Here is a 15,779-nt window from a genome sequence, read left to right as displayed (position 1 = left end):
CTGGGGCGGGACTGGGGAGTCTGCACTCATCCCGGCTCCGCGTTCGACGGTCGAGCCCGTTTTGAGCACGACGGTTGCGAGCTCTTCGCCATCCGAGAGGACGGTTCGTTCGGGTGAGTTCGCGCGGGTTCGGGCGATGCGCGGATCCGGCTTTTCGAACTCGTACGCCCCAACAGGCATACTCGTATAGACGAGTGGGCAAGTTAAGTGGCAGAGTGGTCCTCGCGAACCCGGAGATGGGGTTCGCAGGTTACGGCTCGGGCATGCGGTACCGGGCCCGGTACGTGGGGCCCGAGGGGACCGAAAAGTCGAAGAGCTTTCCGGACCGGCAAAAGCGGCTCGCTGGCGCACACCGAGGCGGACATGGCGCGGGGGCAGTACGTCGACCCGCGTGCGGCCAGGATCACCTTCCAGCAGTACGCGGAAGAGTGGGTCACTCACGCGCCCGACCCGAACACCCAGGCGTCGATGGAGTCGCAGCTTCGGTTGCACGCGTACCCGTACCTGGGTACGCGCCCTCTGGATTCCTTCCAGCCTGCGCATATCCGCGGCTGGCTGAGGCAGCTCAAGGAGAACGGGGTCCATGGGGCGTACGCCCGGACGATCTACTCCAACGTGCGAGCGGCGCTGAGTGCGGCTGTGGACGACGGGCACCTTTCCCGGAATCCGTGCGCCGCTCGGTCCGTACGGCCGCCGACCGTCGACGACAGACGGGTCACCCCGTGGACGCCGGAGCGCGTCTTCGCCGTCCGGGCCGGCATGCCTGAGCGCTTTCAGGCCATGGTCGACCTGAGCGCCGGATGCGGGCTGCGACAGGGCGAGATCCTCGGCGTCGCGGTCGACGCGATCGACTTTGAGGCGGGCACGCTGCACGTTGTCCAGCAACTGAAGCTGAGCCGAAGCAAGGCCGTCTTCGCGCCGCCGAAGGGTGGCAAGCTCCGAGACGTGCCACTTCCCGGGCCCGTCGCCGATGCGCTCCAGGCGCACATGAAGCGGTGCCCGCCAGTCGAGATCACCTTGCCCTGGAAAATCGCTGGCGGGCCTTCGGTGACCAAGCGGCTGATCTTCACCGGGCCTCGTGGCGGGCATGTCTGGCGTACATCCCTCAACGAGGAGGTATGGAAGCGGGCGCTTGCTGCGGCCGGGGTCATCCCCGAGCGGCAGCCAGGTGAGTCGTACGCCGAGTCTCGCGAGAACGGCATGCATGCCCTCCGCCACTTCTACGCCTCGGTGCTCCTGGACGCCGGAGAGAACATCAAGGCCCTCGCCGAGTACCTCGGCCACTCGGACCCGGGTCTGACCCTCCGTGTGTACGCACACCTCATGCCGTCCAGCCAGGAACGCACACGAAAGGCCGTCGCTCACACATACGAAGAATTTGGACGCAGAATCTGAGCGACTCGGCTTTCCTAGGCTCTAAAAGTGAGCCCAAAGCTCAGATTCCAAGCCCTAGTGCAATCTTGCACGCAAGCAAGGTTGGAAGGCTAAGACCAGGTGGAGTATTGCAATACAGGCACCCGAGAATCTCCCCCGCCAGGCAGAGTCTCCGCTGTTCAAGGCGCTGAACAAAGCGTCCAGCTCACAGAACGCAGCAGCCTTCTACTTTTCTACTGTAGAAGTAGAAAGCCTCCCCTAGCTGCGCGTTTGTCTCGCAACGCGCAGCTGTGAAAAAGTCTCACTACGTGCGAATGCCGCCCGAGCAGGGGCGGCATTCGCTTCCGTTTCTGTACTCAGAAACCCTTGCCAGGAACCCGACCACAGATGGAGGCCACATGGTCCCACGCGCAGGTGTCACCGTCGACATCTGTCCCCGCGACCTGCCGATCGCGCTCATCGGCACGGCCGGCGGTGCACTCGCCCTCTGGGCCAGCGCCCCCGCCGAGATCGTCATCCCGACGGCCTTGCTGATCGTCCTCGACGTCCGCATTCGCCGCTGGCGACGCCGCACCTGACGGCCCGATCCAGCAGCTGACGGCCCAGAGACGGCCCGAGGCCACGGAAAAGCCCCCCACCCGCAGGGAAACCGCAGGTGGGGGGCTTAATCGCGTCGAGTTACTTCTTCTTGCCCTGGTTCTTGACCGCCTCGATCGCCGCCGCTGCCGCCTCCGGGTCGAGGTAGCGGCCGCCCGGGGTCACCGGGTTGAAGTCGGCGTCGAGTTCGTAGTACAGGGGGATGCCCGTCGGGATGTTCAGGCCCGCGATGTCCGCGTCCGAGATGCCGTCCAGGTGCTTGACCAGGGCGCGGAGGCTGTTGCCGTGGGCGGCGACGAGGACCGTGCGGCCGGCCAGGAGGTCGGGGACGATGCCGTCGTACCAGTACGGGAGCATGCGGACCACGACGTCCTTCAGGCACTCCGTGCGGGGGCGCAGCTCCGGGGGGATGGAGGAGTAGCGGGGGTCCGCCGACTGGGAGAACTCCGTGCCGTCCTCGAGCGGGGGCGGCGGGGTGTCGTACGAGCGGCGCCACAGCATGAACTGCTCCTCGCCGAACTCCGCGAGGGTCTGCGCCTTGTCCTTGCCCTGGAGGGCGCCGTAGTGGCGCTCGTTCAGGCGCCAGCTGCGGTGGACCGGGATCCAGTGGCGGTCGGCGGCCTCGAGGGCCAGCTGCGCCGTGCGGATCGCTCGCTTCTGGAGGGACGTGTGGACCACGTCGGGCAGGAGATCGGCGTCCTTCAGGAGCTCGCCACCGCGGACCGCCTCCTTCTCGCCCTTCTCGTTGAGGTTGACGTCCACCCAGCCGGTGAACAGGTTCTTCGCGTTCCACTCGCTCTCGCCGTGGCGGAGGAGGATCAGCTTGTACGGTGCGTCGGCCATGCGTATGAGCGTAATCCAAGGGCTCGGCCGCTCGCGCCTGCGCTCGATGGGCGGACTCTTGACGGGATCTGTTAATTGAGTGGCCTCGCCGGAGCCCTGTTATGTAAGTTCTCATCGCCGCTTGGGACGCTTACATCACCGGGGGATTGGTCATGCCACTCGTCGCCGTCAGACGCGCCCTCCGGGAGACCGTCTCCGGGCTCCCCCGCGAGTTCTGGTGGCTGTGGACCAGCACCCTCGTCAACCGCCTCGGCGCCTTCGTCGCCACCTTCATGGCGCTCTACCTGACGCTGGACAGGGGGTACAGCGCCGCCTATGCCGGTCTCGTCGCCTCACTGCACGGGCTCGGCGGTGTCGTCTCCTCCATCGGGGCCGGCGTCATGACCGACCGGCTCGGGCGGCGGCCCACACTGCTCGCCGCGCAGGCCTCCACCGCCGCCTCCGTCGCCCTGCTCGGGTTCATGCACCACCCCGCCGCCATCGCCGCCGTCGCCTTCCTCGTCGGCCTGACCTCCAACGCCTCACGGCCGGCCGTGCAGGCGATGATGGCCGACATCGTGCGGCCCGAGGACCGGGTGCGGGCCTTCTCCCTCAACTACTGGGCCATCAACCTCGGCTTCGCCGTCTCCTCCATGGGCGCCGGGTTCATCGCCGAGTTCAGCTACCTCGCCGGCTTCCTCATCGAGGCCGCCATGACCGCCGTGTGCGCGGTCGTCGTCTTCCTGAAGCTGCCCGAGTCACGGCCCGAGCGCACGGCGAGCGAGGCGAAGGCGGACACCGAGGTCGGCCTCGGGACCGTGCTGCGCGACGGGCGGTACATGGGTGTCGTCGGGCTGTCCTTCCTCGTCGCCCTCGTCTTCCAGCAGGGCTCGGTCGGACTTCCGGTGGCGATGGGTGAGGCCGGGTTCACGCCCGCCGACTACGGCATGGCCATCGCCGTCAACGGCGTGCTGATCGTCGCGCTCCAGATCCCCGTCACCCGGTTCATCCAGCACCGCGACCCGCGCCGGCTGCTCGTCATCTCGTCCCTTCTCGCCGGGTACGGCTTCGGGCTGACCGCCTTCGCCGGGTCCATCGGCGTCTTCGCCCTCACCGTCTGCGTGTGGACCCTCGCCGAGATCGTCAACGCCCCGACCCAGACGAGCCTCGTCGTCCGCCTCTCCCCCGTCCACGGCCGCGGCCGCTACCAGGGCATGTACACCCTGTCCTGGGCCGTCGCCTCCCTCGTCGCCCCGCTGATGTCCGGTCTCGTCATCGACCACTACGGCGCCGAGTGGCTGTGGGGGATGTGCGCGGTCGTCGGGACGGTGGCCGGCGTCGGGTACGCGGCCCTGATGCGGCGGCTGCCGACCGAGGAGCCGGTCCTCGCGGAACCGCCGTCCCTGGCGAAGCCCGAGGTCAGCGCCGCCTGACAGGCAGACAGACACAGAGACACAGAGACACGGAACGGCGACGAGCCCCCTGCCCGGACGGATACGCGGGCAGGGGGCTCGGCTCGTCGTCACACGAGCAGCGGCCTGAGGCCGGAAACCTGACGTCGGAAGCCCTGGGTCAGAAGCTCGCCGTCACGCCGACCTCGTGCGGCAGCGCGCCCAGCGCACCGCCGACGGTGCCCAGGGCGGTGGCCTTCACCGAGTCGAGCTGGGCGAGGACGTCCGCGCTGCTGAGCGTGGTGTCACCGACAGTGGCGGTGATCTGGGGGGCCAGGCCACCGGAGACGGTGTCGAGGTCGGCGTCGGAGAGCTCGGCGGTCTGAACCTGGGGAGCGGAGTTCATGAGGAAACAGCCCTTCGCATGGGTGCACTTGGGGGGACCGCCCCGCGGGGGACAGCGGGCGGGGCGCGGTGCGCAGGATCAAACCACGGAGCGCGCCCGGCATCCAGCGCGTCCGCGCTCGTCGCAGTGCGGTTGAGCGCGGAGGTGACCCAACCATGAGGGCCTGTCCACGAATTGGGGGCAGGTTCTCTACACCCGGCACCCCACGGGCGGCCGACCGGGGCCGCGCTCACGCGCGCGAACGGGACAACTCCGCATCAACAGCGCCCGCCCGCGGCATGGTTGCGGACGGTCTGTGCAGATTCCGTCACGGATGCATCCGGGCGCCTTTCATGACCTTGTCGACGGCATTGCGGGGGCCGTGGACCGCGATCCCGACGAGGTCGAGGTCGGCCGTCCGTACGGCCCGTACCGCCGCCCGGTTGTCGCGGTCGTTGCCGGTGGCGAACAGGTCGCTCGTGAACACCGCGCGCGGCAGCGCGCGGGACAGCACGCGCGCGTGGGCCGCCTTCAGCGTCTCCTTGGCGCCCTCGAAGACCAGCACCGGCTGCCGGAACATCGGCAGACACCGCACCCCGTCCGCGTCCTCGTACGGCTCCCCGACCACCTCGGGGACCTCGGTGCCGAGGCCGCTGACGAGGAACGCGGTGACGTTCAGCCGCTGCCAGGACTCCAGGTCCTCGCGCAGCAGGACGGCGATCTTGGTGTCGAAACGGACCGGTTCAGCGCTGCGGGTCGGTTCAGTGCCACGGACCGGTTCAGTGCTGCGGACCGGTTCAGCGCTAGGGATCGGTTCAGTGCTCATGCAGGAAGCGTGCGGGCGGTCGTACGGTTTCGTCTTGTACGTTCTTTGCATGGCCACCCGGCAGGAAGTCACCGCCTGGCGCCCGGCCGTCCCGGGTGTCGTGGAGGTCTTCCACGCGCACTTCACGGGGTACGCCTACCCGATGCACGTCCACGAGGCGTGGACGCTGCTGATCGTGGACGACGGGGCCGTACGGTACGACCTCGACCGGCACGAGCACGGCACCCCGCACGACACCGTGTCGCTGCTGCCGCCGCACGTCCCGCACAACGGCTCCCCCGCCACGCCGGGCGGCTTCCGCAAACGGGTCGTCTACCTCGACACCTCACTGCTCGGCGCGGACCTCGTCGGGTCGGCCGTCGACACCCCCGACCTGCGGGACCCGGTGCTGCGGCGGCGCGTCGGGCAGCTGCACCACGCCCTCGACCATCCCGGCGACGAGCTGGAGGCGGCCAGCAGGCTGACGTTCATCGGCGAGCGGCTCACCGCCCATCTACGGCCGCGCCTGGTCACGGAGGTCCCGCGCGCCGACCCCGGACTCGCCCGGCGACTACGGGAGTTGCTGGACGCGCGGATCGTCGAGGGCGTCGCCCTGAAGGAGGCCGCCGCACTGCTGCACGCCCATCCCGCCCATCTCGTACGGGCGTTCAGCACCGCCTACGGCATCGCCCCGCACCAGTACCTCACCTCCCGCCGCGTCGACCGGGCCCGCCGGCTGCTGCTGGAGGGGCGGCGGCCCGGCGAGGTGGCCACGGCCACCGGGTTCTTCGACCAGGCCCATCTCACCCGGCACTTCCGGAAGTTGGTGGGGGTCACGCCGGGGCGGTACGCCAAGTCAGTCTGAGGGGCCGCCCGTCGGGCGTTGCGTGAGGTGGGCGAACGCGTCCAGGTTGCGGGTGGACTCGCCCCGGGAGACGCGCCACTCGTACTCCTTGCGGATCGCGCTCGCGAAGCCCAGTTCCAGGAGGGTGTTGAAGCTGTCGTCCGCCGCTTCCAGGGTCTGGCCGAGGAGACGGTCGATCTCGTCCGGGGTGACCGCGGCGAGCGGGAGCTTGGCGGTGACGTAGATGTCGCCGAGCTGGTCGACGGCGTAACTCACGCCGTACAGCTTGAGGTTGCGCTCCAGGAGCCAGCGGTGGACGCCCGGCTCGTTCTCGTCGGGGTGGCGGATGACGAAGGCGTTCAGGGAGAGGGAGTGCCGGCCGACGAGCAGGGAGACCGTCGTCTTCAGCTTGCGGGTGCCGGGGAGCTGGACGACGTAGGTGCCGGGGGCGGGGCTCTCCCAGTCGAGTTCGTTGTCCTTGAGGACGGTCTCGATGACCTGCGCCGCTTTCTCCGTTTTCGCCGTGTCAGCCATGGTGGGAGCGTACGTGACGGCGGTGGGCCTGGGTCGCTGCCGTGTAGACGTCGGCCGTCGCCGCCGCCGCGGTGTCCCAGCCGAAGGACTGCGCGTGCCGGGCCGCCGCGGCGCCCGCGCGGGGGGTGAGCTGCGGGTCGTCGGCGAAACGGGCGAGCACGCGCGCGTAGTCGGCGGGATTGTGGCCCCGTACGAGGAAACCGGTCTCGCCGTCGCGGACCGCCACCGGCAGGCCGCCGACCGCGGCCGCGAGGACCGGGGTGCCGGTCGCCTGCGCCTCTATGGCCACCAGGCCGAAGGACTCGCTGTACGACGGCATGACCAGCAGGGATGCCGCACGGAACCAGTCCGCGAGCTGGTCCTGGCCGACGGGCGGGCGGAAGCGTACGACGTCCGCGATGCCCAGGCGGGCGGCCAGCTTCTGCAGGCCCTCCGGCTTGGCCAGGCCGCTGCCGCTGGGGCCGCCGACCACGGGGACGACCAGGCGGGAGCGGAGTTCCGGGCGCTCGTCGAGGAGGACGGCGACGGCGCGCAGGAGGATGTCCGGGGCCTTCAGGGGCTGGATGCGGCCCGCGAAGAGGGGGATGAGGGCGTCCTGGGGGAGGCCGAGGCGGGCTCGGGCGGCCGCGCGGCCGTCGGCGGGACAGAAGCGGTCCAGGTTCACGCCGGGGTGGACGACGGCGACCTTGGCGGGGTCGGCGTCGTAGTGGTGGACGAGTTCGTCGCGTTCCTCGGTGGTGTTCGCGATGAGCCGGTCCGCCGCCTGCACGATCTGGGTCTCGCCGATGACACGGGCGGCGGGCTCGGGGGTGTCGCCGTCGGCGAGGTTGGCGTTCTTGACCTTGGCCATGGTGTGCATGGCGTGCACCAGGGGGACGCCCCAGCGCTGGGCGGCGAGCCAGCCGACGTGGCCGGAGAGCCAGTAGTGGGTGTGGACGAGGTCGTAGTACCCGGGGCGGTGGCCGGCCCAGGCCTGCATCACGCCGTGCGTGAAGGCGCACAGCTGGGCGGGGAGGTCCTCCTTGGCGAGGCCCTCGTAGGGGCCGGCGTCGACGTGCCGGACCAGGACCCCGGGGGACAGCTCGACCGTGGGCGGGAGGGAGGCCGTGGTCGCGCGCGTGAAGATCTCGACCTCGATGTTGATCGCGGCGAGGCGCTGCGCGAGCTCGACGATGTAGACGTTCATGCCGCCCGCGTCGCCGGTGCCGGGCTGGTGGAGGGGGGAGGTGTGCACGGAGAGCATCGCCACGCGGCGCGGGCGACGGTGCAGCCTCAGCCTGGGGGGCGTGGCCGGGGAACGACGCCCGAGCCTGCTGACGTACTGGCTCACGTGGCGTTTCCTCCTTGCTGCGGGCATGCCGGACGGAGGGTGTGGGGCGCCCTCCAAGGGGGTGCAACGTCGGAGGGGCTGGTTCCCATTCCGGGCGGGGCAGTTTTTGCCCTCGCATTACCGAAGGCGCTCAACTGTTCGGGCTTGCGTTGCGTTGTGCGTGAGGGCGGTGGCGAGTCGCCGCATACCCTCGTACGTATGACATCTCGTGCCAGTACCCGTCCCGTGGGCACTGTCACGCGCGGGACCACCAATCCCAATCGACTGCGGCGGATGGATCGCTGGATCGCCGCCACCCATGGGGCCGAGCTGCGGCGGGTCGAGGACCCCGTCGCCGTGGATCTCGGGTACGGGGCCGCCCCGTGGACCGCCGTCGAGTTGCTCGGCCGGCTGCGTACCGTCGCCCCGCGGGTGCGTGTGGTCGGGGTGGAGATCGAGCCCGCTCGGGTCGCCGCCGCCAAGCCCTATGAGCGGGAGGGGCTCGTTTTCCGGCACGGTGGGTTCGAGATCCCGATACCGCAGCGGCCGGTGCTGGTGCGGGCGGCGAATGTGCTGCGGCAGTACGACGAGGGCGAGGTCGCGGAGGTCTGGGGGCGGATCTGTGCGCGGCTCGCGCCCGGGGGGCTGCTCGTCGAGGGGACCTGTGACGAGATCGGGCGGCGGCATGTGTGGGTCGCGCTCGGGGCGGAAGGGGCGCGGACCGTCACGTTCGCTGCTCGGCTGGGGTCACTTGAGCGGCCGTCCGATCTCGCCGAGCGGCTACCGAAGGCTCTTATTCATCGCAACGTGCCGGGGGAACCCGTGCATGCCTTCCTGCGGGACTTCGACCGGGCCTGGGCCGCCGCCGCGCCCTATGCGTCGTACGGCGCCCGGCAGCGGTGGATGCGGGCCGTGCGGGAGATGCGGGCCGACTGGCCGGTGGTGGACGGGCCTGTGCGGTGGCGGCAGGGCGAAGTGACCCTGGCATGGGAGGCGTTGGCGCCCCGGGGCCGCTGAGCTGCGGGGAACGATCTCCGTGAGTCGTTCGTCACAAAGGCGGGGAGATCGTCGTCGGGGGTGGGAACGGGGGGCAGGAAGAGCGAAGCACCGCTGAAGCACGACCTCTGTCGCTTTTCGGTGGCACATGGCACGATCCCCCAAGCGTCCGTAAGTTACTGACGGTAAATCAGGTTTGGGGGCAGAGGTATGGGTGCGGGCAAGCGGGGGCTGTTGACGGCGGCCGTGACCGTGGTCTGTGCGGTCACCGTGCTGGCGGCTCCGGGTACGGCGTTCGCGGCACCGACTCCCACACCGACACCGACCCCCAGCGCCTCGCCCTCCGCGGCGCCCGGCAAGGACCTCGAGGCCGTACGCGAGAAGCTGGACGCCCTGTACCACGACGCCGCCGTGGCCACGGACCAGTACAACGCCGCCGAGGAGGCGGCCGACGAGCAGTCGGCCGCGATCGTGGCGCTGGCGAAGAAGATCGTCAAGGGGCAGGAGCGGCTCGCCGAGCTGAAGAAGCGGGCGGGTGCGGCGGCCGCCGCCCAGTACCGCAGCGGCGGACTGCCCGACGAGGCGCAGCTGATGCTCAGCGACGACCCGGAGGACTTCCTCAACGGGGCCGGACGGGTGCTCCAGGGACAGCGCGCCACCAAGGGGCTGCTGGAGGAATTGACCCGCACCCAGGAGGACTTGGAGCAGTACGCCGACGACGCCTCCGCGCAGTGGGAGAGGCTGGAGGCCAACCGGAAGGCCAAGGCCGCCGCCAAGAAGAAGGTCAAGCAGCAGATCGCCACCGCCGAGGAACTCGAGTCCAAGCTCGAGAAGAAGGAGAAGGAGCGGCTGGCGCGGCTGGAGCAGGAGGCCGCCTACAAGGCGCAGAGCACCTGGCTCGACTCCGGCATCCTCGACGAGATCAACGGCAAGGCCTCCGCGCAGGGCAAGAAGGCCGTGGAGTACGCGACCTCGCAGATCGGCAAGCCGTACGAGTGGGGCGCCGAGGGGCCGGGGTCCTACGACTGCTCGGGACTCACCTCGCAGGCCTGGGCCAGTGCCGGGCAGCCCATTCCGCGGACCTCGCAGGAGCAGTGGAAGCAGCTGAAGAAAATCGACATCAAGGACATGCGGCCCGGCGACCTCATCATCTACAACTCCGATGCCAGCCATGTCGCGATGTACATAGGCGACGGCGCGATCGTGCACGCCCCGCGCCCGGGGCGGACGGTGACGATCGCGGGGGCGGGGTCGATGCCGATCCTGGCGGTGGTGCGGCCGGACGCGTGAGGCCGCGTGGCGGGGGTCACGTGACGCAGGGCACCTCGGACGCCGCACAAACCCTTCCTGGACGTGACGTTCGTCATTCCCGCACTTCGGGCGGGGTGTCCAACTGCGGTAGGGAACGCGGCATATGACAGCGGCCGCCCGCCGAGCAGCGTGCCCCACGCCATTCCGTTGCGGCGCCGACTACCGCTATGGTCCCCGTCGGTGGGTCGAGGTCCCTCGCCCCACCATGCCCTCGGGGGGAGGGAAGGAACCCAAGACGATGCCCGTACCCGTACCGCGGCAGAGAGCGATCCCGGCCGTGGAAGGTGGTCAGGCGCAGGCCGCGACAGCACTCGGCGGCCCGGTCGGCGGCCCTCCGAAGGAGGAGACCCCGCGTAAGGACGGCACGGTCGAGAAGCACCACGGCACCCATCTGACGCTGCTGGTGATCGAGGACGATCCCGGCGGCTCCACGGTCGTGCCCGAGCTCCTGGACGCCGCCGGCAACCCCATCCGCGTCCGCACGGCCCGCAACCTCACCGAGGCCGAGCGCCTGCTCACCGACGACGTCCACTGCATCCTGCTCGACCTGGCGCTGCCCGCGCCGGTGCGCGCCGGAGAAGACGACGAGCTCGCCGTGCTCAAGCACGTGCTCCAGCTCGCCCCGCGGCACGCCGTGCTCGCCCTCACCGCCTCCGGCGACGCCGAGCGCGGCGCCGAGGCCGTGCGCGTGGGCGCCCAGGACTATCTCTTCCGGGACGAGCTGGACAGCCGGCTGCTGAGCCGCGCGATCCGCTACGCCGTGGAGCGGAAACGTTCCGACACCGCCGAGCGGCGGCTCGCGGAGGGCCGCGTACGGGCGCAGGAGAACCGGCGCCTGGAGCGCGGGCTGCTGCCCACGCCGCTCCTGGAGGGCTCCACGCTGCGCTTCGCCGCCCGCTACCGGCCGGGACGCTCGCGCGCGCTGCTCGGCGGTGACTTCTACGACGTCGTACGGACCTCCGACGGCACCGTGCACGCCATGATCGGCGACGTCTGCGGGCACGGGCCCGACGAGGCGGCGCTGGGTGTGGAGCTGCGGATCGCCTGGCGGGCGCTGACGCTGGCCGGGCTGTGCGGGGACGAGCTGCTGGGGACGCTCCAGCAGGTCCTGGAGCACGAGCGGGCCGACGACGAGATCTTCGCGACGCTGTGCACGGTCGACATCGCGCCGGACGGCCGCCGCGCCGGGCTGTGCCTGGCCGGGCATCCGGCTCCGCTGGTGGCCCGCCCGGGGCGGCCGGCGCGGCTGCTGCCGTACGACAACAACGGGCCCGCCCTCGGGCTGCTGCCCGGGGCCCGGTGGCCGCGGATGCAGGTGGAGCTGGGGCGGGAGTGGAGCCTGATGCTCTACACCGACGGGCTCATCGAGGGCCGCGTCGGTGCGGGACGGGAGCGGCTCGGGCAGGACGGCATGGTGGAGATGGTCCGGCGGCAGCTGGGTGAAGGGCTGCGCGGGGAGGCGTTGTTGCGGGCTGCCGTGAATGAGGTGCGGGAGCTCAACGGGGGCGAGTTGGCGGACGACGTGGCGGTTGTGCTGTTGGATCGGGCGGCCTAGGGCTACGCGCCGTTGCGGGGCCTGCGTGTGCCGCGCGCGCGTCCGTCGTGGCTGGTCACGCCCGCGCGGCCGAGCCGCACATCGAAACAGCCCCGCGCCTCTGAAGGCCTTTCTACCTGCCGCCGTTCCAAGGGCCGTAAGGGCCGTCGCTGCTCGAACCGCCGCCCCTGCGGCCCCGGCCGCCGCCGGACACCTGGCGCAGGGCCGGACGTACGTCGACGAAGAAGACGATCGACGCGACCAGGCCCGCGAGCTGGAGGAACAGCATCGGGACCAGCAGGTTCACGGCCACCGCGATGCCGAGGATGATCAGCCAGAAGCCCTTGCCCTGCTTGTCGGCCGCGCGGTACGCGTCCTCGCGGAAGAAGGCGGCCATCACGAAGGCCACCACCGCGAAGGCCAGCATCGCGAGGTAGAGCAGCCACATCAATCCCGCGAAACCCTGCATCAGCACAACGTCCACCACCTGACTCGGCTCGTCATTACGCGGTCACCGTACCCGTACAACGGGCCGGGCACCCCCGAGGTGCCCGGCCCACTGCCTGTTCCAGCTGTTCGTCTGTTCCGGCTGTCCGCCGACTACTTCGCGGGCGGCGTCGTCTTCTTGGCGGTGGTGGTCTTCTTCGCCGGGGCCTTCTTCGCGGCGGTCTTCTTCGCGGGGGCCGGAGCGGCGGCAGCGGCCGGCTTCGGCTCCTCCTTGACCTCGACGGGCTCGGCCTTCGGCTCGACGGCGATGGCCAGCTCCTCGATCTCCTCGGCGGCCTCGCCACGCCAGGTCTTGACGGCCTGCTCGCCGTGCTCGGCGACCTTCTCGTAGGTCTCACGCGCCTTCACGGCGTACTCGGCGGCGACGCCGACGCTGCGCAGGGCGAAGTCCTGGGCGCTCTCGCCGAACTTCTTCAGGTCGGCGTCGATCGTGCTGCCGAGCTTCTTGATGTCGCCGTCGAGGGTCGCGATGAACTCGCCGACCTTGGCCTGGATGCTCTCCTGGGCCTCCTTGGCCCGGGCACCGGCCTCCTTGGCGCGGGCGGCGGCCTTCTCCTGCACGGCCTTGGGGTCGGTGCCGCGGACGGCCTCGATCCGGGCCGGGGCCTCGGCGCGCAGCTGCTCGACGAGGCCGGGCACCTTCTTGGCCTCCTGGAAGGCCAGGTCGCCGGCGCCGGCGAGGAAGTAGAGCGGGGTCGGGTCGGTGACGGCCTTGCGGATGTCGTCGGTGATGGCCATGGTGATGGTCCTCCCGGGTCGCTTTCAGGTGAGGGTTTTGGGTCCCGCGGTCGGTCGGCTCTGACGTCCGTGGTGCATGGGCGTCAACTGGCCGTCTGCTGCCGGTCGGCATCGCTGCCGTCGGCCGTGCGGGGGGCCGTGGTCTCGGGCGCCGAGCTCTTCTTGCGGGTACGGCGCGTGGTAGTGCTGTTCCGAGTTCTCTGAGTGCTCTGAGTGCTCTGCGCGTCCTCGGCCGGGACATCGGCGGCGGGGGGCTCCGGCTCCTCGGAGCCGTCCTGCTTCCGCTCCCCGGCGTCGGTCCCGAATCCGTTCTCCTTGCGGAAGGACTCGTAGATCTGGAGCAGCACCTGCTTCTGCTGCTCGCTCAACGTGGGGTCGGCGAGGATGACGGCGCGCGTCTCCACCTCGTCCCGGTCCCGGTCCGCGTCGAGGATGCCGGCCCGGACGTACAGCGTCTCGGCGGAGATCCGCAGGGCCTTGGCGACCTGCTGGAGCACCTCCGCGCTCGGCTTGCGCAGCCCGCGCTCGATCTGGCTCAGATACGGATTGGACACCCCGGCGGCGTCGGCGAGCTGCCTGAGCGAGAGCTGGGCGTTTCGCCGCTGCTCGCGCAGGTACTCACCGAGATTGCCGACGTTGAGCGATGCCATGCCTCCACTGTGCCGCACTCTCGCTAACTATTGCAAGCACCCGCTTGCAAAAGTGCGCCACGCCACGTACGGGTTGGCCCGGGCGGGTGACGGCGATGTCCTCACCCGGGGAGCCGCGGAAGTCCGACTGCCCTGACCGGAGACCGGCGCCCGGGCCGCCCGCCCCTCGTCACCGCGGGCGCCGCGCCACGAAGACGAACTCCCGGCCCGGGCGGTCGGGGGCGTCGCGGACGGCGTCCAGGGCATAGCCCTCGGCGGCCAGCTGCTCTTCCACTTCCTCCCGTTCCCGGAACCGCAGCGTCGAGTCCGACGTCAGCACCTGCCCGTCCGCGGCGAACACGTAGGTCCACCGGAACGTCACCAACGGGCCCGACACGTCAAGAAGTTCGACCCAGCTCTCGACCGCCCCGGTGCCGGGTACGTCCGCCACGGTGTACGACGCCTCACGGTTCCACTCCTCCCACGCGCGCCGGGCCGGATCCCTGGTCTCGAAGACCAGACGGCCGCCGGGACGCAGTGCCGCATACGCCCCGCGCAGGGTCTCGCGCCAGGCCTTCGGCTCCACGACTTCCTGGGCGACGTTCGCCGTCATGGTGACGAGGTCCACGGCGAGCGGCGGCAGGTCCGTAGCGTCACCGCAGATCCAACGGACCCGGCCGGCACCGGGCTTGGCCCGGGCCACGTCCACCGACGCACCGGCAGGATCGACGGCCACGACCTCGATGCCGCGGTCCGCCAACCGGAGGGCGAGGACGCCGGTGCCGCAGCCGAGGTCCAGCACCCGGCGCGCCCCGAACTCCGCCGCGATGCGGACGTAGGCGTCGAGGTCGGCGCGGTCGGGGTCCAGGGGGTCGTAGAGCGCGGCCAGTCGCGGATGCTCGAAGCACTCGTCAGCCATGGGGCCAACGTACTCGCGGGAAATCCAGTGGCGGTCTTCCCGGGCCGCGACTACCGTCCCGCCCATGACTGCCGGGTTTGCGGCCACGCGCCGCGCGACAGTTGGGTACCCGGCCTCCGCGTGAGGCCCGTGCGGGCCAGAGGTCCGCCGCTTCCCTTCGCCATCGACTCCCCTCCAAGAGACCGACGAGATCGACGAGATCGACGACGAAGAGAAAGACGAGAATGCCCAACGACTTCAATCAACAGGTCATCGACGAGTTCCGTGCCAACAACGGCCGCGTCGGCGGCTGGTTGGAGGGTGGCCGGCTGCTCCTGCTGACCACGACCGGCGCCCGCACCGGCACCCGCCACACCACTCCCCTCGGCTATCTCCCCGACGGCGGCGACCGCGTCCTGGTCATCGCCTCGGCCGGCGGCTCGACCCGGCATCCGGACTGGTACCGCAATGTCCTCGCGCATCCCCAAGTGACGGTGGAGGCAGGCGCGTTCACGTACGAGGCGCAGGCCGTCGTGCTGGAGGGCGAGGAACGCGACCGGTCATTCGCGCGGGCCGTGGAGGCCGACCGGGGCTGGGCGGAGTACCAGGAGAAGGCTGGCGACCGGGTGCTCCCGGTGGTCGCCCTGTACGAGGTCGCCGCACCCGGCCCGCCGAACATCCGGGCCGGCTCGATGGGCGAGGCGATCAAGCTCGTCCACGACAACTTCCGCCATGAACTCGCCCGGATCCGCGACGAGATGAGGAAGAGCGGCGACGGTTCCCCGCTCGGCGCCCAGCTCCGCGTCAACTGCCTCACCTTCTGCCAGGGCGTGCACAACCACCACACCGGCGAGGACTCGGCCCTTTTCCCGTTCGTCGCCGCCCGGCATCCCGCCGCCGCCCCCGCGCTGGCCCGGCTGCGCGAGGAGCACGAGCGGATCGCCGAACTCGTGCTGGAGATGCGGCAGGTGGTGTGGACGGCCGGTGAACCCGGCACGGCCTTGGCCGAGTTCGAACGGCTGGCGACCGAGCTGAAGGCCCATCTGACGTTCGAGGAGGAGCAGTTGATCCCCTTGCTGGAAGGCTGACCCGGAACGGCATGGCC

At 70.5% G+C, this 15,779-nt stretch carries 16 protein-coding genes and 1 pseudogene; 8 read left to right on the top strand and 9 right to left on the bottom strand.

Going from position 1 to position 15,779, the window contains the following annotated elements:
- Positions 1–194 precede the first annotated feature (194 nt).
- Both ACFUO4_RS44875 and ACFUO4_RS44870 read left to right on the top strand, forming a co-directional pair.
- Positions 195–1,395, top strand: a pseudogene (locus ACFUO4_RS44875) (tyrosine-type recombinase/integrase).
- 377 nt (positions 1,396–1,772) lie between these two features.
- On the top strand, positions 1,773–1,952 hold the full coding sequence (locus ACFUO4_RS44870; protein ID WP_383496866.1) for a hypothetical protein: 180 nt from the start codon (positions 1,773–1,775) through the stop codon (positions 1,950–1,952).
- Between the two features lie 100 nt (positions 1,953–2,052).
- Here ACFUO4_RS44870 and ACFUO4_RS44865 read toward each other — a convergent pair whose 3' ends face one another.
- Positions 2,053–2,814: a phosphoglyceromutase gene (locus tag ACFUO4_RS44865; protein ID WP_079308993.1), complete on the bottom strand. Its 762-nt coding sequence runs from the start codon at positions 2,812–2,814 to the stop codon at positions 2,053–2,055.
- Between the two features lie 152 nt (positions 2,815–2,966).
- On the opposite strand from ACFUO4_RS44865, the gene ACFUO4_RS44860 reads away from it, so the two are divergent.
- The gene (locus ACFUO4_RS44860) at positions 2,967–4,226 is read left to right on the top strand and encodes an MDR family MFS transporter (protein WP_383496862.1); all 1,260 of its coding nucleotides are present in this window, start codon (positions 2,967–2,969) and stop codon (positions 4,224–4,226) included.
- Between the two features lie 139 nt (positions 4,227–4,365).
- Here the strand turns inward: ACFUO4_RS44860 and ACFUO4_RS44855 are convergent, their stop codons facing one another.
- Positions 4,366–4,590 carry a hypothetical protein gene (locus ACFUO4_RS44855; protein ID WP_079308995.1) on the bottom strand — a complete coding sequence of 75 codons (225 nt, stop codon included), beginning with the start codon at positions 4,588–4,590 and terminating at the stop codon, positions 4,366–4,368.
- Between the two features lie 307 nt (positions 4,591–4,897).
- On the bottom strand, positions 4,898–5,395 hold the full coding sequence (locus ACFUO4_RS44850; RefSeq protein ID WP_383496858.1) for a DUF2000 family protein: 498 nt from the start codon (positions 5,393–5,395) through the stop codon (positions 4,898–4,900).
- 49 nt (positions 5,396–5,444) lie between these two features.
- On the opposite strand from ACFUO4_RS44850, the gene ACFUO4_RS44845 reads away from it, so the two are divergent.
- The gene (locus ACFUO4_RS44845) at positions 5,445–6,239 is read left to right on the top strand and encodes an AraC family transcriptional regulator (protein WP_383496854.1); all 795 of its coding nucleotides are present in this window, start codon (positions 5,445–5,447) and stop codon (positions 6,237–6,239) included.
- Here the strand turns inward: ACFUO4_RS44845 and ACFUO4_RS44840 are convergent.
- Together ACFUO4_RS44840 and mshA are read right to left on the bottom strand one after the other, a co-directional pair.
- Positions 6,231–6,752 (bottom strand): YbjN domain-containing protein, encoded by a 522-nt coding sequence (locus tag ACFUO4_RS44840; RefSeq protein WP_383496851.1) that lies wholly within the window; start codon positions 6,750–6,752, stop codon positions 6,231–6,233. The genes ACFUO4_RS44845 and ACFUO4_RS44840 overlap by 9 nt on opposite strands.
- Positions 6,745–8,082, bottom strand: a complete 1,338-nt coding sequence (gene mshA, locus ACFUO4_RS44835) for a D-inositol-3-phosphate glycosyltransferase (protein ID WP_059195801.1) — start codon at positions 8,080–8,082, stop codon at positions 6,745–6,747. The genes ACFUO4_RS44840 and mshA overlap by 8 nt, the downstream gene beginning before the upstream one ends.
- Before the next feature lie 198 nt (positions 8,083–8,280).
- Here mshA and ACFUO4_RS44830 point away from each other — a divergent pair, with 198 nt between their 5' ends.
- The 3 genes from ACFUO4_RS44830 to ACFUO4_RS44820 all read left to right on the top strand — a co-directional run bounded on the left by ACFUO4_RS44830 (position 8,281) and on the right by ACFUO4_RS44820 (position 11,923).
- Complete coding sequence (locus ACFUO4_RS44830; RefSeq protein WP_079308998.1) at positions 8,281–9,078, top strand: class I SAM-dependent methyltransferase; 798 nt, start codon at positions 8,281–8,283, stop codon at positions 9,076–9,078.
- 189 nt (positions 9,079–9,267) lie between these two features.
- Positions 9,268–10,347: a C40 family peptidase gene (locus ACFUO4_RS44825; protein WP_383496847.1), complete on the top strand. Its 1,080-nt coding sequence runs from the start codon at positions 9,268–9,270 to the stop codon at positions 10,345–10,347.
- 259 nt (positions 10,348–10,606) lie between these two features.
- Entirely contained in the window at positions 10,607–11,923 is a 1,317-nt protein-coding gene (locus tag ACFUO4_RS44820; protein ID WP_079309000.1) for a PP2C family protein-serine/threonine phosphatase, read from the top strand.
- A 112-nt stretch (positions 11,924–12,035) separates the two neighbouring features.
- Here the strand turns inward: ACFUO4_RS44820 and ACFUO4_RS44815 are convergent, their stop codons facing one another.
- The 4 genes from ACFUO4_RS44815 to ACFUO4_RS44800 form a co-directional block, all read right to left on the bottom strand.
- The gene (locus tag ACFUO4_RS44815) at positions 12,036–12,371 is read right to left on the bottom strand and encodes a DUF2516 family protein (protein WP_373559653.1); all 336 of its coding nucleotides are present in this window, start codon (positions 12,369–12,371) and stop codon (positions 12,036–12,038) included.
- A gap of 131 nt (positions 12,372–12,502) precedes the next feature.
- Positions 12,503–13,147 (bottom strand): hypothetical protein, encoded by a 645-nt coding sequence (locus ACFUO4_RS44810; protein ID WP_383496842.1) that lies wholly within the window; start codon positions 13,145–13,147, stop codon positions 12,503–12,505.
- A gap of 83 nt (positions 13,148–13,230) precedes the next feature.
- A complete protein-coding gene (locus ACFUO4_RS44805) occupies positions 13,231–13,797 on the bottom strand; it encodes a helix-turn-helix domain-containing protein (RefSeq protein ID WP_383496839.1) in 567 nt (188 codons plus the stop codon).
- 169 nt (positions 13,798–13,966) lie between these two features.
- The gene (locus ACFUO4_RS44800) at positions 13,967–14,695 is read right to left on the bottom strand and encodes a class I SAM-dependent methyltransferase (RefSeq protein WP_383496836.1); all 729 of its coding nucleotides are present in this window, start codon (positions 14,693–14,695) and stop codon (positions 13,967–13,969) included.
- Positions 14,696–14,919: 224 nt separating this feature from the next.
- On the opposite strand from ACFUO4_RS44800, the gene ACFUO4_RS44795 reads away from it, so the two are divergent.
- Complete coding sequence (locus tag ACFUO4_RS44795) at positions 14,920–15,762, top strand: nitroreductase/quinone reductase family protein (RefSeq protein WP_383496833.1); 843 nt, start codon at positions 14,920–14,922, stop codon at positions 15,760–15,762.
- Positions 15,763–15,779 lie beyond the last annotated feature (17 nt).

It is taken from the genome of Streptomyces sp. NPDC057280, assembly GCF_042668605.1.
In the GTDB taxonomy this organism is placed as follows: domain Bacteria; phylum Actinomycetota; class Actinomycetes; order Streptomycetales; family Streptomycetaceae; genus Streptomyces.
This window is presented reverse-complemented; position numbering and strand designations above follow the sequence as displayed.